This window comes from Streptomyces sp. NPDC046887, assembly GCF_040644755.1.
GTDB classification, from domain to species: domain Bacteria; phylum Actinomycetota; class Actinomycetes; order Streptomycetales; family Streptomycetaceae; genus Streptomyces; species Streptomyces lichenis.
Genome location: NZ_JBEYXH010000002.1, coordinates 152,684 through 173,247, shown reverse-complemented (window position 1 = coordinate 173,247; position 20,564 = coordinate 152,684). Strand labels below are relative to the sequence as shown.

Below are 20,564 nucleotides of genomic sequence, written 5' to 3'. Positions count from 1 at the left end.
CCGTGCACCGAACGATGCGTGGAAACGGATAGTTATGATCCGTAGCGCCAGGTGGGTATGTACCCTCCCGGCACATGCACGCTGACCGGTCCCGACCGCATATGTATGGAGGTGAACCGCCGTGGCACTCTCGATTTCGGCGGTGGTGCTGCTGGCGATCATCGTCTTCATCCTGATCCGGAAATCCGGACTGAAGACGGTCCACGCGCTGGTCTGCGCGCTGCTCGGCTTCTACCTGGCCAGCTCCTCGATCGCCCCGACCATCAGTGAGCTCACCACCAACGTCGCGGGCATGATCGGCGGCTTCAAGTTCTGACCGGTTCGGCACCCGGAGGGTTCTAAGGTGGGTCGTATGACCCACCTGCCCGCCCGTCGTCTGCTCCTGGTGCACGCGCACCCGGACGACGAGTCGATCAACAACGGTGCCACCATGGCCAAGTACGCCGCCGAGGGCGCCCAGGTCACCCTGGTGACCTGCACCCGCGGCGAGGAGGGCGAGGTCATCCCGCCCGGCCTCGCCCATCTCGCCCCCGACCGCGAGGACGCGCTCGGCCCCTACCGGGTCGGCGAGCTGGCCGCCGCCATGAAAGAACTGGGCGTCACCGACCACCGCTTCCTCGGCGGCCCCGGCCGCTACCGGGACTCCGGGATGATGGGCACCGAGCAGAACCGCCGCCCCGGCGCCTTCTGGAGCGCCGACGTGGACGAGGCCGCCGCCCACCTCGTCGAGGTGGTCCGCGAGGTCCGGCCGCAGGTGATGGTCACCTACGACCCGCACGGCGGCTACGGCCACCCCGACCACATCCAGGCCCACCGGGTCGCCATGCGCGCCGCCGACCTGGCCGCCGAACGCGCCTACCGCCGCGACCTCGGCGACCCGCACGAGATCGCCAAGGTCTACTGGAACCGCGTCCCGCGCGCGTACGCGGAGGAGGGCTTCGCCCGGCTGAAGGACGCCGGCGCCTTCCCCCGTACCGCCGCCGTCGAGGACGTGCCCGGCCTCACCGCCGACGAGTCCCTGCTCACCGCCGAGATCGACGGCGCCGCCTTCGCCGGCCGCAAGACCGCCGCGATGAGCGCCCACGCCACCCAGATCGACGTCCAGGGCGGCTTCTTCGCCCTCTCCAACCATCTCGGCCAGCCCGTGCTGACCACCGAGCACTACCAGTTGGCCCGCGGTACCTCCGGCGCCCCGGCCGGCACCCTGGAACGCGACCTCTTCGCGGGGGTGGGCGCATGACCGCCTCCCGCGCCGCCTCCTGGGGCCTGCTGGCCGGGCTGGTGGTGCTCGGCGCCGTCCTCGGCACCGCCGGCTCGCTGGTCCAAGGGCTCTGGTTCCCGGGCGGGTTGCTGCTCGCCCTGGGCGGCTGCGCCGGGCTCTTCTACGGCGGGCTGCGCGCGTACGGCTCGCAGGCCGGGGTGCTCGCCCCCGGCGCCGGCTGGCTCCTCGCGGTGATCCTGCTCAGCTTCGGCCGCCCGGAGGGCGACGGGCTCTTCTTCGGCTCGCTCTCCGAACTCGTCTACGTACTCGGCGGCATGGTCATGGCTGTGATCTGCGCCACCCTCACCCGGCTGCCGCCCGGGGAGCGGAGGACCGGCCCGCTCGGGGTATGACCTGCCCCGACTTGTGCCCGAATGACCGGACCGGTTCTCCCGGTCGGGCGATGCGGAACGGCGGCGGCCAGTATGGTGGTGCGCGCCGCCGGGCGCCCGTACGTGTAAGAGCGGGCGGCGGAGCCAACCAGGAGAACCTGCTTTGAGCCGTGAAACTGACAGTTCGTCCTCCGGGCCCCAGGGGCGCGGTGGAGCCGCGTACCCCTCGGGCACACCGCCGTACGGAACGCGCCAGTACCCGTCGCAGGACGGTTCGCAGGACGGCGCGGGCGCGAACGGTGCCGCCGAGCCGGACGAGCCCAGGACCGAGACCACGCTGACCACCCGCATCCGGATCAACATCCCCGGATCGCGGCCGATCCCGCCGGTCGTCATGCGCAAGCCGATGAACGGCTCCGACGGGCCCGCGCCCGAGGCGGACGGCTCCGGCACCCCGCAGGCCGCCCCGGCCGAGCGCCGGCCCGGCGCCCCCGCGGCTCCGGCCGCCCAGGCCCCGGCGGCCCCCGCCGCCCCGGCCCCGGAGAAGCCGGCCAGCGACTGGTTCGCCCCGCGCAAGTCCCCGGCCGCCGGGCCGGAGCCGGAGGCCCCCGCCTCCGGAGACCCGCAGGGCGCGGGCTTCCCGCCGCCCGGCCCCGGTGGTCAGGGCCCGGCCCAGGGCGGCTCCCAGGGCGGTCCGGGGATGCCGTACTTCTCCGACGGCCCGCAGCCCGCCCCCGGCGCACCCGGCGGCCAGCCGGCCGGTCCGACCACCGGCCCGGGGCTCGGCGCGATGGCGCCGCCCCCGCCGATGTCCGACGACACCGCGATCCTGACCCCGCAAGCGCCGGCCCGTCCCGGGCCCGCCGGAGCGCCCCCGGCGTCCGGCGGCGGCCATGTCTCGGGCGACACCCTCACCAGCGGCATCCCGGTGGTCCCGCCGGACCACCGCCGCGACTCGCCGTTCCCCGCCACCGGCCCGGCCCGGGTGGCCGGCACCCCCGACGGCGGCCCCGGTGGACCCGGTGGTCCGGGCGGACCCGCCGCCCCCGGCGGCCCCACCGGCCCCGCTGCTCCCGGGAACGGCCCCGCCCCGGCCGCGCCCCGCCCCGCCCCGGCGCCTCGCCCGGCCCCGGCCGCCCCGAAGAAGAAGGGCCGCTCCAAGCTGGTCCTGCTCGGCGCGGGCGCGGTCGTCCTGCTCGGCGTGGCCTACGGCGCCGGTCTGCTGCTGAACCACTCCGAGGTGCCCAAGGGCACCGCGGTGCTCGGCGTGGACATCGGCGGCGGCACCAGGCAGGAAGCCGTCCGCAAGTTGGAGAGCGCCTTCGGCGACCGCGCCACCGCGCCGCTCAAGCTGGACGTGGGCGGAAAGCAGGAGACGCTGACCCCGGACCGGGCCGGCCTCTCGCTGGACACCGAGGAGACGGTACGCGGCGCCGCCGGCGCCGACTACAACCCGGTGTCGGTCATCGGCTCCCTCTTCGGCGGCGAGCGGGTCGCCGAGCCGGTCATCAAGACCGACGAGGAGAAGCTCGGCGTCGCCCTGACCGATCTGGCCGGCACCGCCGGCACCGCGAGCGAGGGCACCATCGTCTTCGCCCCCGGCAAGGTCACCCCGGTGCCCGGCAAGGCGGGCAAGACCCTGGACGTCCAGCGCTCGGTGATCTCGGTACGGGACGGCTACCGTGCCCAGGTGGAGACCGGCTCCGCCGGGGCGATCCGACTGCCGGTCGCCACCAAGGAGCCGACCATCACCCAGGCCGAACTGTCCCGGGCGATGAAGGAGTTCGCGGAGCCCGCGATGTCCGGTCTGGTCACCATCAAGGCGGGCGGCAAGGAGATCCAGTTCGGCCCCAACCGGTCGCTGCCGAAGATCCTGTCCATGAAGCCGGTGAACGGCCGGCTGGTCGAGGTCTACGACAAGAAGGCCATCGACGACCTGCTGGACGGGGTCTTCGACGGGGTGATGGTCACCAAGGGCAACGGCCAGAAGCACCAGCTGTCCTCCGACGACGTGGCGCACGCCCTGCAGACCGCGCTGCTCGGCAAGACCCCCGCCGAGCGGGTCCAGACGATCTCCCTCGACGGCGAGGGCTGACCCCGCCCGTACCGACCGTCACACGCGCGTACGCCCCACCCGGACCGTCCCGGGTGGGGCGTTTCGCGCGCACGGCGGATGCCTCAGAACGGCATCTTGCCGCGGGCCTTGCGACCCGCCGAACCGCTCTTGCCGACCGCCCGCGAGCTGCTGGAGAACGGCTTGGCGAACCAGCGCCCCAGCTTTCCCGGCGCCTTGCCGCCGGCCCGGGCGCCCAGCCCCAGGGTGCGCTGGGTGCCGCGCTGCGGGTGGTGGGACAGCCTCGGCAGCAGAAAGGCCAGTACGGCCAGGACCACGCATATCGCTACCACTCCGGCGATGACCACGGTGCTTCTCCTCACGTTCGGGTCCGGGTTCGCTGTGCGGTTGCCCGCTGCGGCGCCGGGTATGTGGGTTCAGCCCCGGTGCGCAGCGGGAAGGCGACTGCGCGGTGAAGGAGCGACCCCGACCGTGCGGCAGGAGAAGGCGACGATGACCGTGCAGCACGAGAGAATCCCCGTCCCGGCCCAGTCGGCCCCGCGCACCGGCCCCGCGCTGGTGCCGGAGCAGGCGGTGGCCGGACCCAGCCAGCGGATACGCCGGAGGCTGGAGCGGCTGATCGGCATCGCGGCCACCGAGGGCAACGCGGTGGTCCCGCTGGTCAACGGCGACCGGATCTTCGGCGCCATGCTGGAGAGCATCCGCGCCGCCCGGCACACCATCGACATGATGACCTTCGTCTACTGGAAGGGCGACATCGCCCGCGATCTCGCCCGGGCGCTGGCCGACCGCTCCCGGGCCGGGGTGCGGGTGCGGCTGCTGCTGGACGGCTTCGGCAGCCGGCTCATCGAGAAGGACCTGCTGCGGGAGATGGACCAGGCCGGGGTGACCGTCGCCTGGTTCCGCCGGCCGCTCTACCTCTCCCCGCTCAAGCAGAACCACCGCTGCCACCGCAAGGTCCTGGTGGTGGACGAGCGCGAGGCGTTCACCGGCGGGGTGGGCATCGCCGAGGAGTGGTGCGGCGACGCCCGCGACGAGCACGAGTGGCGCGACACCCATGTGAAGGTGTCCGGCCCGGCGGTGGACGGCATCGCCGCCGCCTTCGCCCAGAACTGGGCCGAGTGCCATGACGAGCTCTTCGACGAGCGGGACCGCTTCGTGGAGCACCAGCCGCAGGGCGACGCCGTCGTCCAGGTGGTCCGCGGCTCGGCCAGCTTCGGCTGGCAGGACATGCAGACCCTGCTCCGGGTCGTCCTGGAGTCCGCCGAGCAGCGGGTGCGGATGGCCACCGCCTACTTCGCCCCGGACGACTTCTTCATCGACCTGATCTGCGCCACCGCCGCCCGGGGCGTGGAGGTCGAGATCCTGCTGCCCGGCCGCTACACCGACAAGCGGGTCTGCCAGCTCGCCGGCCAGCGCTACTACGAGCGGCTGCTGGCCTGCGGGGTGCGCATCCACCAGTACCAGCCGACGATGATGCACGCCAAGATCGTCACCGTGGACGGGGTGGCCGCGCTGATCGGCTCCACCAACCTCAACCGGCGCTCCCTGGACCACGACGAGGAGGTGATGCTCGCCGTGCTGGACACCGAGTTCACCCAGAGCCTGGACCGCGACTACGACGAGGACGTGCGGCGCAGCACCCTGATGGAGGAGGGCCGGTGGAAGCGCCGCTCGTTCGCCCAGCGGGCCCGGGAGGCCGGCGTCGTCCCCATCCGCCGCTTCCTGTGACCGCACCCGGCCCCGTACGCCCCTCCGGGTGGTTGTCGGGCCGGCCGGTCATGGCGCGGTGACGTCCGGGTTACGGGTGGGGGCATGAGCGCACCCTTCCGACTGCGCGGCCTCGCCGCCGCCTGCCTCGCCCTCTCGTCCGCCCTGCTGTTCACCGCCTGCGGCACCGAGCAGGAGCGGGTCACCGCCGCCGCGCCCGCCCAGCCCACCGGCACCACCACCGGCTCCGCCTCCCCGTCCGGCTCCGCCTCGCCGCAGCTCACCGACGACCAGGCCGAGCGCGAGCAGCTCGTCCCGGCCGCCAAGGTCACCTGGGACAAGGCGGCCCAGACGGCCCTGGGCGAGGTCCCGCAGAGCAAGCTGGCCGCGATGGAGCTGACCTGGGCGCCGCCCGGCTCCGAGGCCAGCGCCAGCCCCTCGGGCCAGGCCAGCGGCTCCGCCAGTCCCAGCCCCGCCAGCCCGTCCCCGAGCGGCAGCCCCGGCACCCGGACACCGGTCTGGGACAACACCGTCGCCACCGCGGACGGCACCGCCACCCATGTCTGGGTGGACGCCGTCAGCGGCAAGGTGCTCCGCACCGAGCCGGAGGCCGACCAGGACGCCGACGAGAAGAGCGAGTGGGCCGCCGCCCTCAAGGCCGCCACCGTCACCCCGCAGCAGGCCGTCCAGACCGCCCAGAGCCGCGCCAAGGGCACCGTCACCGCCGCCGAGCTGGAGGACAACGTCTGGCAGGTGGACATCGTCGACACCGGCAACTGGGACAAGACCACGGTGGGCGTCTCCGCCACCGACCGCAAGGTCGTCAGCGAGGACGTCGACACCGACTGATCCCCTGCCCCGGGGCCGCCACCGACCGGCGGCGGCCCCGGGGCATGCTCAGTTCAACTGCGCCCGGGCCGCGCGGGCCGTGCGGCGGACCGACTCGGCGGCGCCCGGCTCCACCGCGTCGACGATCTCCGCGTAGGCGTCCATCTCCGCCGCACCGCCCAGGAAGTCCCCGCGCTGCACCAGCAGTTGCGCCCGCTCGAAGCGGAGCCGGGCCGGATGGGCGGGCAGCAGCAGGGACAGCTCCACCGCCCACAGGGCCACATCGGTCCGCTCGGGGCGGCCCGCCGCCCAGGTGCGGATGTTGTTGAGCACCCGCAGCACGATCTGCAACGGGTCCGCGGGCGCCAGCATCGAGGGGTCCAGCTTGTCCCCGGTGGCCCCGGCCACCAGCAGCTCGGCGTCCGCCCCGGTCAGCAGTCGGCCCGCGGCGTACGGGTCGGCCAGCACCTGGTCCTCCGGGGCGCCGAACCCGACCACGAAGTGCCCGGGCAGCCCCACCCCGTACACCGGGCCGCCCGCCCGCCGGGCCACCTCCATCCACACCACCGACAGCAGGATCGGCAGCCCCCGGCGCCGCCCCAGCACCTCGGGCAGCAGCGAGGACTCCAGCCGCCGGTAGTCGGCGTCGGTGCCGTGGAAGCCGAGCCGGCCACCCAGCAGCTCCGCCAGCGCCGCCGCCCAGGCCTGCGGGGTGGCCAACCCGTAGGGCAGCATTCCGGCCAGCCGGTCGAGCTCGATCTCGGCGGCGTCCAGTCCGGCCTGCCCGAGCCCCGGATCGGCCTCGGCACCGACCAGCAGGCAGAGCGCGGCCAGATCCGGCCGCTCCGCGCGGGCCTCCTCGGCGAACCTGGTCCGCCACTCGCTGGTGTGCATGGCTCTCACGTACCCGATCCGGGTGACCGGAAATGGTGGTAGTGGTGGTGCACCGCGAAACCCATACCCGCGTAGAGCGCGTGCGCCCCCTCGTTGTCCGTCTCCACCTGGAGCCAGGCGGCCGAGGCCCCCTCGTCCAGCGCCCGCCGGGCGAGCGCCGCCATCACCGCGGTGGCCAGCCCCTCGCGGCGCCGCTCCGGGGCGACCTCCACCGCCATGAACCCGGCCCACCGCCCGTCCACCACACACCGCCCGATCGCCGCCGGCACCCCGCCGGGCGCCTCCTCGTCCGGCACCGTGGCGAACCACACCGACGGCCCCCCGCCCAGCACCCGCCGCACCTCCGGCCCGGGAGCACGGGACCGCTGATAGCGAGCGAGCCAATCCTCCCCGAACGACCGCTCCACCCGCACCCGTTCCGCGCCCGGCGCCGCCAGGTCCCCGACCCGGGCCAGCGCCCCGATCCGCACCTCGGCGCTCACCTCCCGCCGCCAGCCGAGCCGCTCCAGATCCAGGCAGCGCGCCTCCTGGGCGCCCTCCGCCCCGGTCGCCAGCTGGACGTACGCGGGCAGGCCCCGCTCGTCGTACCAGGCCCGCACCCGCTCCAGCGCCTCGTCCGACTCCACCCCCGGGGAGCCGAGCGCCAGCGCCGAGTTGGCCCGCCGGGTGAAACCGCCGGAGGCCCGCAGGGTCCACTCGCCGAGCGGGGCGCTCTCCACCGGCGGCCAGGCCCGCGCCCCGATCCGGGTCAGCTCCTCCCAGCCCGCCGCCGGACCCCGCCGGCGCGCCGGCGCCGGGGGCACCACCTTCCCCGCCACCAGCGAGGATTCCGCGATCCGCACGGTCTCCCCGGTGCGGCGGGTGATCGCCAGCACACCCTCGTCCCAGGATGTGAGAACGCCGACCGTGTCGGTGAACCGCCCGGCGCCGTCACCGGTCTGCTCCAGGCGGCGGACGGAGACCCTTTTCCCCAGGTCAGAGGCGGTGATTCGGACCTCCAGCCGTCCGCCTGCGGTGAATTCCACTGCTCTGCCAGCCCCTCGTGTTCGGATCGTTGCCGAGAACGGAGATACTAGGTGCGGGCATCGACGACGCCGCGCTCCCGCGCAAACCAGCCCTACCGAGGAGGAACGACCAGCGTGACCTACGTCATCGCGCAGCCTTGTGTCGACGTCAAGGACAAGGCGTGCATCGAGGAGTGCCCCGTCGACTGCATCTACGAGGGCTCCCGCTCCCTGTACATCCACCCCGACGAGTGTGTCGACTGCGGCGCCTGTGAGCCGGTCTGCCCGGTCGAGGCCATCTTCTACGAGGACGACACGCCCGACGAGTGGAAGGACTACTACAAGGCGAACGTCGAGTTCTTCGACGAGCTCGGCTCGCCCGGTGGTGCCTCCAAGCTCGGCCTGATCGAGCGCGACCACCCCTTCGTCGCCGCGCTGCCGCCGCAGAACGGCTGATCGGCGCCCGCGCGCTCTCCCCGGTCCCGTACGGCACCCCGCCGTACGGGACCGGCGCGCATCCGCCCATACCTGTACGGGAAGCCGTACCCGCCCCGGATCCGTACCCGCCCCGTACAGGGCCCCGTCCCGCCGTCCCCCGTACAGGAAGTGATGAGCCCCGTGCCCTCCCCCGTCTCCGCCCGCCTGCCGGTCTTCCCCTGGGACAAGCTGGAGCCCTGCAAGCGGACCGCCGTGGCCCACCCGGACGGCATCGTGGACCTGTCCGTCGGCACCCCCGTCGACCCGGTCCCCGACCTGATCCAGCGTGCGCTGACCGCCGCGGCCGACTCCCCGGGCTACCCGACGGTATGGGGCACGGTCGAGCTGAGGGACGCGCTCACCGGCTGGGGCGGACGCCGCCTGGGCGCCACCGGGCTCACCCACCACCATGTGCTGCCGGTGGTCGGCTCCAAGGAACTGGTCGCCTGGCTGCCCACCCAGCTGGGCCTGGGCCCCGGCGACAGGGTCGCCTACCCGCGCCTCGCCTACCCGACCTACGAGGTGGGCGCGCGGCTGGCCGGTGCGGAGCCGGTGGTCTACGACGACCCCACCGAGCTCGACCCGGCCGGCCTGAAGCTCCTCTGGCTGAACTCCCCCTCCAACCCCACCGGCCGGGTCCTCACCCAGGACGAGCTGACCCGCGCCGTCACCTGGGCCCGCGCCCACGACATCCTCCTCGTCAGCGACGAGTGCTACCTCGAACTGGGCTGGGAGGCCGACCCGGTCTCCGTCCTCCACCCGGAGGTCTGCGGCGGCTCCTACGAGGGGATCGTGGCCGTCCACTCCCTCTCCAAGCGCTCCAACCTGGCCGGCTACCGCGCCGCCTTCCTCCTCGGCGACCCGGCGGTGCTGGGCGAGCTGCTCCAGATCCGCAAGCACGGCGGCATGATCACCCCCGCCCCGGTGCAGGCCGCCACCGTCGCCGCCCTCGGCGACGACACCCACGTCACCGAGCAGCGCGCCCGCTACGCCTCCCGCCGCGCCGCCCTGCGCGCCGCCCTGGAGAGCCACGGCTTCCGCATCGAGCACAGCGAGGCCAGCCTCTACCTCTGGGCCACCCGCGACGAGCCGTGCTGGGACACCGTGGCCCAGCTGGCCGCCCTGGGCATCCTGGTTGCCCCCGGCGACTTCTACGGCGAGGCCGGCGCCCGCCACATCCGGGTGGCGTTCACCGCCACCGACGAACGGGTCGAGGCCGCGGTCAAGCGCCTGGGCTGACCCCGTCCCGATGTACGCGAAAGGGGCCGGGGAGCAGTGAAGCTCCCCGGCCCCTTCCCCTGGCCGCGTGCGCCCGCGCCCCACATGGGTTCCGGCACACGCGGCCGAGTATCAGCCCAGCGCGGGCAGGGTGCGCACCGGCAGCTGGTCGGTGGTCGGCAGCCCGCCGCCGAGCGCGTCCACCGGGGCGGCGCCCGCGGCCCCGCCGACGATCTCACCCGCGCTGCCCGCGGCGTTGCCGGCGGCGTCCTGGGCGGCCGGGGTGGTGGTGTCCGCGGTCTTCGCGACGGTCTGGCCCGCGGCCGGGACGGCCTGCTTCACGGCCTTGCCACCCGCCTCGCCGGCCATCCCGGTGCCGCCCTCGGCGGCGCCGCCGACCGTGTCGGACACCGAGGCGGTGTCCAGGCTGGACACCCCGCCGAGGTCGGTGGCCTGGGGCAGGTCCACGGCGCTCGCGGAGCCGGCCGCACCGACCACGGGAGCCGCTCCGGCTGCGATCAGCAGCGCGGCACGGGCGATCCGGCGGGTCAGGGGGAGGGACATGGTGCTCCTTGGTCGTTGACTTCTCGTGCCTGTCCGACGATCGGACGCTGTGACAACCGCCGCGGGGCCCAGGGAGGTTGCGGACCGCGAAGGTAAAGAGTCGGTAATGCGTCGCATGATCGGACCACCCGAAAACGGGCAAAGGAGAGAAGCCCGCCCGCCGCGCAGAACCGTCACTCCCTGTCCTGGTCAGGGGAGTTGGGCCTTGAACGGGCAGTGGCCGCCGAGGAGCACCGCCACCCCGGGCAGACCCCGCACGGGTGAGCCCCGGGACGTACGGCCGAGTCCGGTTTCGATTCGCGTACGGCCCGGGGGTTCGGCTGTCGACAGTGCTGCTAGAAGTGGTCGGGCAACCAGGGTTCGTACTGGGCGGTGCTGTGGAGAAGAGCGGCGAGTGCCCGCTCCGATACGGCGTTGACGCCGTCCATGCGGGCCGAAGTGGTGGACCGGTACCCGCCGGCGTACCAGACCGCGAGCTGCCGCTGTGTCAAGGTCACCTGTCCCTCGACACCGGTCGGGACGATCTCGGCTGCTCCCGCCTCGATCGACAGAAGCCACCGCCCCCGCCCGCCGGTCTCGCCCTCGATCTCGATCGGTACGGCAGTGGTGAGCTCGGCGGGCCACCCACGCAGCCGGATGGCCTCGGGGATGTCGAGGATGCGGAACATCCACGGGTGCCAGGCGTCGGCGGTGGTGCGGTGATGGCGGAGCCCGTGAAGGAGAGTCGGGTCGGGCGGAAGGGCACCGCGACGGAAGGTGATGGTGCGGGCGCGGGTGTTGTGGCGGCCGAGAAAGGCCATCATGGCGGAGGCGGCGGCGCGGCTGTCGGCCCAGAAGTCATGGACGACCAAGCCCATGCCGTGGCGCTCGTGTCGTCGGGTGGTGAGACTGAGGAGACCGGCCGCAGGCTGGCCGGAGCGGGCGAAGCGGTAGCCGGTGAGGTTGCTCTTGTCGTGCTTCCACCGGGTCCACCAGGAAGGCCGGTGGACGGGGCCGTTCCATCGACTGGCGAGATGGCGTTGGAGGGTCTCTGTGTCACCGGTCAGTCCGTGTTCCACCTCGAAGCCATCGCCGGCGAAGGAGTTCCTGAGGTCGTCGGTGGCCACGGTCCACGCGAAGACACTGATGGGAGCCTCCCAGCCGAGGCGGCGGGCATAGCCGGTGGACGAGGTCACGATGGTGGAGATCACGGCGCCGCGTTCGATCAGAGGCCGCAGTCGCTCCCTCACCAGGTCGGCGGCGAGGTGGTCGCCGCGTTCCTCCGGGGCCACGCAGCCATCGCCGAGGCAGGCACTGGGGACGGGGACGCCGCCGAAGAACTGCCCGACGAGGAGGCCGAGGCCACCGGCGACGACCCGCCCCTCGCGGACGGCGACCCGGAGGTCGGCGTGCTTGCGTAAGTGGGCGATGTCGCCGATGGCATGCCCGTAGGCGCGGGTGGCGAGCTGGTCGTACTGCTCCCACAGGCCGTCATCGGCCGGGACGAAGGCCGGCTGCTGGTTCATGATCCCCCAACTAGTAGCGGGTGGCGTCGCGGACGGCGTCGGCGTCCAAAGGGAGGAGGAAGGTGCGGACGAAGGTCAGGACGCCGATGTCGTCCTGGTTGTGGGCGGTGGTGTGGCAGCTGATGACCCCGGTGCTGGGACGGCTCCGGGAGGACCGGCGGCTGAGGATCTCCGTCTGGGCGTACAGGGTGTCGCCGAGGTGGACGGGGGCGGTGAATCGCACTCGGTCGACGGCCAGGTTGGCGATGGTCAGGCCGCTGATGCTGCGTACGGTCATGCCGGCCACCAGGTTGAGGGTGACACCGGAGCAGACCAGGATGCGTCCCCATGGGGTCTGGCTGCTGTGATGGGCGTCGGTGTGAATGGGGGCGACATTCCCGCTCAGGGCGGCGCCGAGGAGGTTGTCGAGTTCGGTGACGGTGCGGCCGGGACGGTGCTCGATGGTCAGGCCGGGGGCGAGTTCTCCGTAGGACAGGCCGACGTTCTCCCGGACGCGGAGCTCGCCTGTCCGGCGGTAACCGTGGGGCAGGTCGGGGTTCATGACATACGGTCCGCGTCGGCGATGATCGCGCGGGCGGCCTTGAAGAAGGGCGTGCCGCACATCTGCCCGTCCACGGCTGTCACCGCTCCGCCGCTGGCGTCGGCGGCGGTGACGATGGTGCGGGCCCGGGCGATCTCCTCGGACGTGGGGGCGAAGACCTCGTTGATCACCTGCACATGACGGGGATGGACGCAGCCCTTGCCGGTAAAGCCGAGGTTCTTGGCCCGTTCGGCGTCGCGGCGCAGGGCGTCGAGGTCGTCCAGCTGCCAGGTGGGGGCGTCGATGGCGGGGATGTTCGCGGCGGTGGCGGCGTTGACGAGCGCCGACCGGGCGTAGTGGAGGGCATCCCAGTCCAGGCCGCAGCGGACAGAGGCGGCGTAGTCGGCAGAGCCGAAGACGACGCCGCCGAGCCGGGGCGCGTGCATGATCGCCGGGAGGGTCTCGAAGGCCCGGGGACTTTCGATCAGGGCCCAGATGTCGGGGGTGCAGCCGTCGGCGTCCAGCGCGGCGGCGGCGAGTTCGACATCACGCGGGGACTCCACTTTGGGGACCACGACGAGGTCGGCTCGGGCGGTGTAGGCGGCCAGGGCAATGAGGTCTTTGAGGCCCTCGACCGTCGTGAGGCTGTTGATGCGGATGCCGAGGGTGCACGGCGGATCAGTGAGGGCGAAGAAGGCTTCCGACGCGGTACGGGCGGTCTGCTTGTCGGGGAGGGCGACGGAATCCTCGATGTCGACGACGGCGACCCCGGCGCCGGACCTCTGCGCACTGACGAAGCGGTGCTGGTGCAGGCCGGGAGTGATGATCCAGGCTCGGCCTGGCGGGCGGCTGGTGCTGGTCATGGGGGACTTCACCTTCCGCTGCGCTTGGCGGCGATGAGCAGGTCGAGCCGGCCGAGGGTGGCGGCGCCCCTGATGTCGTCGTCGACATCGATGCCGTAGCGGTCGCCGAGCAGGACGGACAGTTCGACGAGGGCGAGTGAGTCGAATCCGGCGTCGTCGAGGGTGGTGTCGTCGGTGAGGCGTTCGGCGGGCAGTCTGAGGTCGTCGATCAGGATGCGGGTGAGGTCACTGGTCATGTCCAGGTCCTTTCCGCCCGAAGGGCGGGTGAGCGGGCAGGGTTGGCCAGGTGAGGGCGACAGCGCCGAAGGTCAGTCCGGCGCCGAACGCGGTCAGCAGGGTGCGGTGGCCGGATCGGAGGCGGCCTTGGGCTGCTGCGTCGGCCAGGAGAAGTGGGATGGAGGCGGCGCCGGTGTTGCCGACCTCGGCCACGTTGCCGAGCCGACGGTCCTCGCGGACGCCGAGTCGGCGGGCGACGAAGGAGATGATGCGGCTGTTGGCTTGGTGCGGGGCCAGGCGGTCGACGTCCCCGAGGCTCCATCCGACGGCGGCGGCGGCCTCGCGGGCGGTGGTGGACATGCGGTCGACCGCGTGCCGGAAGACGTCGGCTCCGTCCATGCGCAGAGCACTGGGTCGGGAGGCCCGGATCAGGTCCGCGCCGGTGCCGTCGCTGCCGAGGATCACCGGACCGAGTGCCCCCGCCTCGTTCGCGCTTCCGCCCCGAAGCACTACGGCCCCGGCACCGTCGCCGAAGAGGGGGACGGTCGCCCGGTCCCCGGGATCCGGCAGGGTGGCCAGGCGGTCGGCGCCGACGACCAGTGCGGTGCGCGCGGTGCCGCCGGCGATGAGACCGGCCGCGGTGGCGAGGGCGTACAGAAAGCCGGTGCAACCGGCCGCGAGGTCGTATGCGGGGATGCCGGTCAGTCCCAGCCGTGTCGCCACGGTGGGCGCGACAGCCGGGCAGCAGCGGTCCGGGGTGGTCGTCGCCACCACCAGGACCTCCGCCTTCTCCGTTCCGCCGCAGGCGAGCGCCTGGCGGGCCGCACGCACCGCGAGGTCGCTCGTGGACAGTTCCGATCCGGCCACGTACCGCTGGACGATTCCGGTCCGCGAGCGAATCCACTGGTCCGTGGTGTCCAGCCGTGTGGTCAGCTCGGTGTTCGAGACAGAGCGCGAAGGCAGCGCGGCGCCGACTCCGCAGACCACCACCGCTTCGGCGGTCATCCGGTGGTCACCTTGAGTCGGCGGGCGACATCGATGATCAGGTCCTCCTGCCCGGCGACGACCTGTTCCTCGCCGAGGGCGAGGAACAGGTCGATCGGATCGACGCCTTCGGCGCGGGCGGCTTCCAGAACGGGCCGCTTGAAACCGGAGAACACCCCGGCCAGGCCGCTGGCCACAGCGGTCGAGTCGATGGACGGCGGGGCCTTCATCACGCGCGCGGCGGCGATGTCGGCGGCGGCCAGTACCTCTCGCAGACCGATCCCGGTGTTGACGCCCCGGCGGTCGAGGACCGCCACGAGGACTTCGAGCTGGGTGTTGCCGGCACCGGCGCCGAACCCGCGGGCCGTCGCGTCGATGACGGACGCCCCGGCGTCCACGGCGGCGAGGCTGTTCGCCACGGCCAGGCCCAGGTTGTTGTGTCCGTGGAAGATCAACGGCACGTCGACGGCGGAGGCGATGGCGGCCACACGCTCGGTGACGTCCGCCGGGAGGTAGTAGCCGGCGGAGTCCATGATGCCGACGGCCTGTGCGCCGAACCGCACCATCAGGGCACACTGTTAGGCGAGCTTGCGGGGCTCGGCCAGGTGGCTCATGAGCAGAACGCCCTGAGCTTCGGCACCGAGTTCGCGGACCACGTCGAGGTGGCGCTCGGTGACGTCGGCCTCGGTGCAGTGCGCTGCGATCCGTACGATGTCGGCCCCGTGGCGGACGGCGGCGGCGACATCCTTCGCGGTGCCCCAGCCGGGCGCCATGAAGACACCCATCCGCGACGAGGTGAGGGTCTCGCGGACGGTGGTGAGCATCGTGGCGTCGTCGAGAGCTGCGCGACCGATCTGGAGGCTGGAAGCCCCCAGCCCGTTGCCATGGCCGACCTCCACCACCGGCACGCCGGCGGCGTTCGCGGCGATGGCGTAGGCGCGGAGCTGGGCGGCGTCGAGCTGGTGGCCGACCGCGTGCTGGCCGTCGCGCAGTGTCGGGTCGTGGAGGAGCACCCGGGGCCGCTCGTGCGCGGTGGTGTCCACAGGCGGAATCCCTTCCTTCAGAGGGTCGCGGCCGACTGCTCGGCGAGCAGGACGGCGGCGGCGTTGATGATGTCGACGCTTCCGGCGTGGTGGGGCAGGCGACGGCCGGAGGTGGCCACCTGCACGGCGACCGAGATGCGGCCGGAGCCCATGGCGAGCGAGGTCACCTCGAAGCCGGGCGCGTAGCCGCGCACGGTGTCGGCGATGGCCGCGATGCCCGTACGGATGTGGGCGGGGCTGAATCCGTCGGCGAGGACGGTGATGGCCACCCGGAAGGGTGGAGCGGGCCGGGCGGGGCTCAGATTGACCATCACCTTCACGTCCCGGGTGCCGGTGAAGGTGCGGATCGCGGCGGAGGTGGTGGCGATGTACTGGTCCAGGTTTTGGCGGGTGGCCCGGCCCGCGCTGGCAGCGGCTCCGGTGGAGACCACCTCGACATAGGTGGGGGTGCAGTGGCGCGACACGGCGTGCAGGACTGGGATGGCTGCCTGCCCGCCGCAGCTGACGAGGTTCAGGTGCCGGCAGGCGACCGGGTAGTGCGGGCTGACGCCCGGGACGACAACGGTGCCCAGGTCCGTGGGAGTCAGGTCGATCAGGGTGGCGCCGGTGGGACGCAGGGCCGCCCAGTGCTCGGCGTGGCTGTCAGCGCTGGTGGCGTCGAAGACCACGTCGAAGGGCCCGGCCTCCACCACGGAACCGATTCCACCGGCAGCCGTCCGGTAGCCCAGTTCCGCCACCCGGTGAAGGCCCAGGCTGTTCCGGCCGCGGCCCGCCACCAGGACCAGGTCCAGGTTTGCGGAGCGGTGGATTCTGTCGACGAGATCGATCCCGATCAGGCCCGCGCCGAGTACGGCGACGCGGCGTCGTGTGTCAGCAGCCATCGGCCGCTCCTTCGGTTGCTGGGAGGGGGCAGACGCGGTGCCCAGGAGGTGCGGTGACGTGGGAGAGCCGGGGTCCGCTGGTCACCGGACGTGCAGTTCGACCGGCGGCAGATGAAGAGAACGCGCGCATATCGTGGTCCGGTGTTCCAGGGGAAGGCTGGCGTGCACGGCCCCGGCCAAGACCAACTGCCCGGCCCGCAGCCCGTCGCCGAGGAGATGCAGCCGTTCCGCGAGCCACACCAGGGCACGCAGTGGATCACCGAGGACGGCACGGCCCTCCCCGGTGGCGACGGCGGCGCCGTTGACGCTGACGACCAGCGGCTCCTCGGCCAGGTCCATGTCCTCGTTCAGGGGAACCGGAGGTCCGGTGACGGCCCGAGCACAGGACGCGTTGTCGGCGATGCTGTCCGCCACCGTGATGCGCCAGTCGGTGAACCGCGTGTCGATCACTTCCAGGGCCAGGAACACCTCCACCGCCGCTGCCCGAGCCTCGTCCACGCCGACGTTCGGGCCCGCCAGGTCGCTTCCGAGCCGGAAGGCGACCTCCGCCTCCACCCGCGGCTGCATCAGTGCGGACCGGGCCAGAGTGCTGCCGGTGGGCAGCATCATGTCGTCCAGTAGCACGCCCGAGTCCGGCTCGTCGACGCCCATCTGCTCCTGCATGGCCTTCGAAGTGACGCCGGCCTTGTGGCCGACGACGCGAGCGCCGTCTGCGATGCGCCGCCGGATGGACGCGGCCTGCACCCGGTAGGCGCTCTCCAGCGACAGGCTCGGCCACCGGATGCTCAGCGCGTCGATCGGGAGGCGGTCGTCCTCCGCCGCCAGCAGAGCCGACGCTGTCGTGGCGATCCAGCGGTCATCCAGGTCGTCCATGGAGATCCCTCTCGGAACACGGGTCCGCATATGCCGTTCACAGATGTGGCGCGGGAGCAGCAGTGAGATGTCGCCCGCCCGGCCGCCGCGGCCGGGCCTGACGTTGAGTCAACCGGCGGACCGCTCACGGCGGTACGGTGGCGGGCAGGTCAAGCGGTATATCCCGTATACGCAGGCAGGTGCTCATGACCACGCGCACGCCGAACCTCCAGCTCAGCGCTCTGGTGGCCGAGTCCGGCCTCACCTACGAGGCGCTGGCCAAGGCAGTGTGCGCGGTGACCGTCGAATGCGGTGCACGCTTACGGACGAACAAGTCCAACGTGGAGCACTGGATCTCGGGTTCCGTTCCTCGCGGGGACACCTCCACGTTTCTCGCGGTCGCGCTGTCCCGGCGCCTGGGCCGCCTCCTGACCTCCGCGGACCTCGGTCTGCCCGCTCTGGCGGGGACGGAGGATGACACCATCGGCCTGTCCCTTGAAAGCGACCCCCTGGACGTCCTGATGCCGATGTGGAGGTACGAGTTGGACCGCCGCCGCCTCCTGACCGCCTCCGCCTACTCCGTGGCTGCCGCGGCCCTGCCCCTGACCGATGTCCGGGACATCGCCGCCCGCACCGCCGCCGCCCGCACCGGGCACACCGTCGGCATGGCCGAAGTCGCCGCCGTCCGCGACATGATCAGCGCCTTCTCCGAGATCGATGAACGCCATGGCGGACAGCACGGTCGCAGCGCCCTTGTCGCCTACCTCCGTGATGACGTCGCCCCGCTGTGCCGGGCCCGGTTCCGTACCGACGAGGCCCGGCGGCAGATGCTCTCCGCCGCCAGTCGTGGCGTCCACCTGCTGGGCTGGAAGTCCTACGACGCCGGGCAGCAGGGCCTCGCCCAGCGCTACTACCTGCAGTCCTACGCGCTTGCCGCCGAGTCCGGGCTGCGGGGGCATGACGGCTTCGTGATGCGGACCATGGCCATGCAGGGCCTCAAGCTCCACCGTCCCGAGCACTGCCTGGGCTTGGCCGAGACCGGACTGAACAGGGCCAAGGGGCATGTGGACGCGCAGACCGAAGCTCTCTTCCGTGTCGTCCACGCCCACACCCTGGCCAAGAGCGGTAGGAGTCGCGCGGCTCTCGCCGAGGCCGAGCACGCGCGCACCCTGCTGACCGGTGCTCCTGGCGACGAGGTGCCGTTCTGGGCGCTGGCCTGGGGGCCGCCTGCTGCCTCGGTGCACTCCCGCACCGCCAAGGTCCACGAGACTTTCGGAGATCACCGTGCCGCCGCTGCGTACTACACGCTGGCCGCAGCGGCCCGTCCGGCCGGCACCTATGCGCGGATCGTCGCGTTGGATCTGGTCGCGGGTGCCGAGATGCACCTCAAGGGCGGCCGCATCGAGCAGGCCTGCGACACCTGGCACCGGGCCATCGACCATATGGGCGGCGTACGTTCCGTCCGTACCCGCAAGGCCGTCTCCCGTATGCGCGGCGACCTCGCACGCTTCCGGGCCCGCGGCCTGCGGTGCGTGGCCGAGCTCGATGAACGGGGACGCGACCTCCTCACCGGGGCCTGAGCACGGTCGGGGCTCTCAGGCGCGCTCGAAGTGACGACGGACGAGGGGGGCCAGATAGTCCGCGTGCGGACCGGCCAGGCCGGCCAGCTCGTCCGGTGAGCGGACCAGGGCCACGTTGTCGAGTTCGGGAGCCCGCCCCTGAACGCGGTCGGCTTCCCCGGCGGTGGTGAAGCCGGCCCGCAGTGCCGCCTCGGGGAGGGCCGGGGCGAGATAGGTCAGGCCGACGCTGCCGTTCTCGCCGCGGGTGACCCCCCACAGCCTCAGATCCGTCGCGGCCGCGACGATCCCCAACTCCTCCGCCAGCTCCCTGGCGGCCTGCCCGGCCAGTGCCGACTCGTCCAGGGCCCTGCCCGCCTGTGGGGGCTCGACGGATCCTCCCGGCAGTTGCCAGCGGCCCGGGGCGGCCGTCGACGGTGACATCCTCGCTGCCACGACACGGCCGTCAGGGGTCGGCTGGACGACGTTCACGAACAGCGAGGACAGCGCGCTCGCGCCCGGGACCCGGCGCAGGGCGTAGTGCCGGTACGTCACACGAACCCAGGACAGGCGCAAGGCGCGAGGCCCCGCCCACCGCAACCCTCCACAGGCCACCACCGGTCCGTCGAAGAGGCTCGGGTTGGCCCGGACCGCCGTCTCCCATACCCGGTCCCGGGCCGCCGCGTCCTGAGGCGTCAGCGGCGGCTTCACGGCCTCGGCCAGCAGAAGCCGCTCGGCCTCGAAGAGATCGACGCCCATGGCGGGCGAGGGGTCGGTCACCCGCTCATCGTAGAGGCGCCTCAGCCCATGGCACGTCGCCTACCGCGCCGTCGCCGCCGTGATGCGGACCGTGTCGGTGGTGCCGTCCGTGCCGGGGCGGGCCGGGGCGGTGCGCCAGCCTTCGGAGGAGCGTTCGGCGGTCCAGAGGCGGCCCGCGTAGGAGACCTCAGCGATGCCCAGGGTGTGCGCCCGGGCCACCGCCCAGTGGGCCAGCTCCCAGCCGCGGCGGCTGCCCGGGGCGGTCGGCTGCTCGGGGTCCGGGGCGCCGGAGGCGCCGCCCGCCGCCGGGGCGGCCGGGACGGAGAGCACCGTGCCGGTGGTGGCCTTGGGCAGTACGGAGGGGCCGAACGCCCGGCGCAGCTCGGCCCGTACCTTCGCCGGGTCGCCGGCCGGGACCGCCTCGGCGCCCCGGTCGCAGGTCAGCGAGGCCGGGGTGCGGCCGGTCAGGGCGGCGGCGAGCAGGGCGGCGTCCGGCTCGTGCTTGGCGTACGCCTGGGGGAAGCCGCTGCGCTGCACCCGCTGCGCGGCCACGGTCAGCGGCATCCGCGAGTACCCCGGGACCTCGTCCAGGTGCTCGTAGAACTCCCCGGAGGCGTACACCGGGTCCATGATCTGCCGCTCGGTGCCCCAGCCCTGCGAGGGCCGCTGCTGGAACAGCCCGAGCGAGTCCCGGTCCCCGTAGTCGATGTTGCGCAGCCCCGACTCCTGGAGCGCGGTGGCCAGGGCGATGGTCACCGCCCGCTCCGGCATGCCCCGGGTGGTGCCGACCGCCGCTATCACCGCCGCGTTGGAGGCCTGTTCGGGGTCGAACCGGTAGCGGGTTCCGCCGTCGGCCACCTCGCAGGAGGGGCTGCCCTTGGCGCCGGTCAGGTACTGCGCCAGGACGTAGCCGATCAGCGCCAGCAGCACGGCGAACGCGGCGGCCAGACGGAGCGGACGGCGGCGGGGATGGGGGTGGGGCTCGGACACCAGGCCACCGTACTGGAGGCGGCGGATAGGCTC

22 protein-coding genes and 1 pseudogene are annotated in these 20,564 nt (G+C 73.0%); 9 read left to right on the top strand and 14 right to left on the bottom strand.

Annotated elements, in window-relative coordinates; translation table 11 throughout:
• The first annotated feature begins 121 nt into the window (after positions 1–121).
• The 4 genes from ABZ945_RS03840 to ABZ945_RS03825 all read left to right on the top strand — a co-directional run bounded on the left by ABZ945_RS03840 (position 122) and on the right by ABZ945_RS03825 (position 3,688).
• Entirely contained in the window at positions 122–316 is a 195-nt protein-coding gene (locus ABZ945_RS03840; protein ID WP_248635641.1) for a hypothetical protein, read from the top strand.
• Between the two features lie 36 nt (positions 317–352).
• Positions 353–1,240 (top strand): N-acetyl-1-D-myo-inositol-2-amino-2-deoxy-alpha-D-glucopyranoside deacetylase, encoded by an 888-nt coding sequence (mshB, locus tag ABZ945_RS03835; protein ID WP_361263351.1) that lies wholly within the window; start codon positions 353–355, stop codon positions 1,238–1,240.
• A complete protein-coding gene (locus ABZ945_RS03830; RefSeq protein ID WP_361263349.1) occupies positions 1,237–1,614 on the top strand; it encodes a DUF6113 family protein in 378 nt (125 codons plus the stop codon). Before mshB ends, ABZ945_RS03830 begins: the two co-directional genes overlap by 4 nt.
• A gap of 142 nt (positions 1,615–1,756) precedes the next feature.
• Positions 1,757–3,688 (top strand): hypothetical protein, encoded by a 1,932-nt coding sequence (locus ABZ945_RS03825; protein WP_361263346.1) that lies wholly within the window; start codon positions 1,757–1,759, stop codon positions 3,686–3,688.
• Between the two features lie 83 nt (positions 3,689–3,771).
• Here the strand turns inward: ABZ945_RS03825 and ABZ945_RS03820 are convergent, their stop codons facing one another.
• Entirely contained in the window at positions 3,772–4,014 is a 243-nt protein-coding gene (locus tag ABZ945_RS03820) for a DUF6411 family protein (protein WP_361263344.1), read from the bottom strand.
• Between the two features lie 124 nt (positions 4,015–4,138).
• Between ABZ945_RS03820 and ABZ945_RS03815 the strand changes: the two genes are divergently transcribed.
• Positions 4,139–5,398 carry a phospholipase D-like domain-containing protein gene (locus tag ABZ945_RS03815; RefSeq protein ID WP_361263341.1) on the top strand — a complete coding sequence of 420 codons (1,260 nt, stop codon included), beginning with the start codon at positions 4,139–4,141 and terminating at the stop codon, positions 5,396–5,398.
• 84 nt (positions 5,399–5,482) lie between these two features.
• Positions 5,483–6,226: a PepSY domain-containing protein gene (locus ABZ945_RS03810; RefSeq protein ID WP_361263338.1), complete on the top strand. Its 744-nt coding sequence runs from the start codon at positions 5,483–5,485 to the stop codon at positions 6,224–6,226.
• Between the two features lie 48 nt (positions 6,227–6,274).
• Here the strand turns inward: ABZ945_RS03810 and ABZ945_RS03805 are convergent, their stop codons facing one another.
• Together ABZ945_RS03805 and ABZ945_RS03800 are read right to left on the bottom strand one after the other, a co-directional pair.
• On the bottom strand, positions 6,275–7,099 hold the full coding sequence (locus ABZ945_RS03805) for a transglutaminase-like domain-containing protein (RefSeq protein WP_361263335.1): 825 nt from the start codon (positions 7,097–7,099) through the stop codon (positions 6,275–6,277).
• Positions 7,100–7,104: 5 nt separating this feature from the next.
• Entirely contained in the window at positions 7,105–8,124 is a 1,020-nt protein-coding gene (locus ABZ945_RS03800) for a GNAT family N-acetyltransferase (RefSeq protein WP_361263332.1), read from the bottom strand.
• 114 nt (positions 8,125–8,238) lie between these two features.
• On the opposite strand from ABZ945_RS03800, the gene fdxA reads away from it, so the two are divergent.
• Both fdxA and dapC read left to right on the top strand, forming a co-directional pair.
• Positions 8,239–8,559 (top strand): ferredoxin, encoded by a 321-nt coding sequence (gene fdxA / locus ABZ945_RS03795; RefSeq protein ID WP_105869511.1) that lies wholly within the window; start codon positions 8,239–8,241, stop codon positions 8,557–8,559.
• Positions 8,560–8,712: 153 nt separating this feature from the next.
• A complete protein-coding gene (gene dapC / locus ABZ945_RS03790) occupies positions 8,713–9,819 on the top strand; it encodes a succinyldiaminopimelate transaminase (RefSeq protein WP_361263328.1) in 1,107 nt (368 codons plus the stop codon).
• A gap of 111 nt (positions 9,820–9,930) precedes the next feature.
• On the opposite strand, the gene ABZ945_RS03785 is transcribed toward dapC, so the two are convergent.
• The 9 genes and pseudogenes from ABZ945_RS03785 to ABZ945_RS03745 all read right to left on the bottom strand — a co-directional run bounded on the left by ABZ945_RS03785 (position 9,931) and on the right by ABZ945_RS03745 (position 17,247).
• A complete protein-coding gene (locus ABZ945_RS03785; RefSeq protein ID WP_361263325.1) occupies positions 9,931–10,362 on the bottom strand; it encodes an ATP-binding protein in 432 nt (143 codons plus the stop codon).
• Between the two features lie 335 nt (positions 10,363–10,697).
• Entirely contained in the window at positions 10,698–11,867 is a 1,170-nt protein-coding gene (locus ABZ945_RS03780) for a GNAT family N-acetyltransferase (RefSeq protein ID WP_361263322.1), read from the bottom strand.
• 10 nt (positions 11,868–11,877) lie between these two features.
• Entirely contained in the window at positions 11,878–12,408 is a 531-nt protein-coding gene (locus ABZ945_RS03775) for a MaoC family dehydratase (protein WP_361263319.1), read from the bottom strand.
• On the bottom strand, positions 12,405–13,250 hold the full coding sequence (locus ABZ945_RS03770) for a CoA ester lyase (protein WP_361263316.1): 846 nt from the start codon (positions 13,248–13,250) through the stop codon (positions 12,405–12,407). The genes ABZ945_RS03775 and ABZ945_RS03770 overlap by 4 nt, the downstream gene beginning before the upstream one ends.
• A gap of 8 nt (positions 13,251–13,258) precedes the next feature.
• The gene (locus ABZ945_RS03765; protein ID WP_361263313.1) at positions 13,259–13,486 is read right to left on the bottom strand and encodes an acyl carrier protein; all 228 of its coding nucleotides are present in this window, start codon (positions 13,484–13,486) and stop codon (positions 13,259–13,261) included.
• Complete coding sequence (locus ABZ945_RS03760) at positions 13,476–14,471, bottom strand: beta-ketoacyl-ACP synthase III (RefSeq protein WP_361263310.1); 996 nt, start codon at positions 14,469–14,471, stop codon at positions 13,476–13,478. Before ABZ945_RS03760 ends, ABZ945_RS03765 begins: the two co-directional genes overlap by 11 nt.
• Positions 14,468–15,493: pseudogene (dmpG, locus tag ABZ945_RS03755) on the bottom strand (4-hydroxy-2-oxovalerate aldolase). The gene ABZ945_RS03760 and the pseudogene dmpG overlap by 4 nt, the downstream one beginning before the upstream one ends.
• A gap of 17 nt (positions 15,494–15,510) precedes the next feature.
• Positions 15,511–16,374, bottom strand: coding sequence for an acetaldehyde dehydrogenase (acetylating) (locus ABZ945_RS03750; protein WP_361263308.1), 864 nt, complete (start codon positions 16,372–16,374; stop codon positions 15,511–15,513).
• A gap of 81 nt (positions 16,375–16,455) precedes the next feature.
• Positions 16,456–17,247, bottom strand: a complete 792-nt coding sequence (locus tag ABZ945_RS03745) for a fumarylacetoacetate hydrolase family protein (protein ID WP_361263305.1) — start codon at positions 17,245–17,247, stop codon at positions 16,456–16,458.
• Positions 17,248–17,432: 185 nt separating this feature from the next.
• Here ABZ945_RS03745 and ABZ945_RS03740 point away from each other — a divergent pair, with 185 nt between their 5' ends.
• Positions 17,433–18,806, top strand: coding sequence for a hypothetical protein (locus ABZ945_RS03740; protein ID WP_361263302.1), 1,374 nt, complete (start codon positions 17,433–17,435; stop codon positions 18,804–18,806).
• Between the two features lie 15 nt (positions 18,807–18,821).
• Here ABZ945_RS03740 and ABZ945_RS03735 read toward each other — a convergent pair whose 3' ends face one another.
• Both ABZ945_RS03735 and ABZ945_RS03730 read right to left on the bottom strand, forming a co-directional pair.
• Complete coding sequence (locus ABZ945_RS03735) at positions 18,822–19,562, bottom strand: NUDIX hydrolase (RefSeq protein ID WP_361263299.1); 741 nt, start codon at positions 19,560–19,562, stop codon at positions 18,822–18,824.
• A gap of 39 nt (positions 19,563–19,601) precedes the next feature.
• Positions 19,602–20,531 carry a hypothetical protein gene (locus tag ABZ945_RS03730; protein ID WP_361263296.1) on the bottom strand — a complete coding sequence of 310 codons (930 nt, stop codon included), beginning with the start codon at positions 20,529–20,531 and terminating at the stop codon, positions 19,602–19,604.
• Positions 20,532–20,564 lie beyond the last annotated feature (33 nt).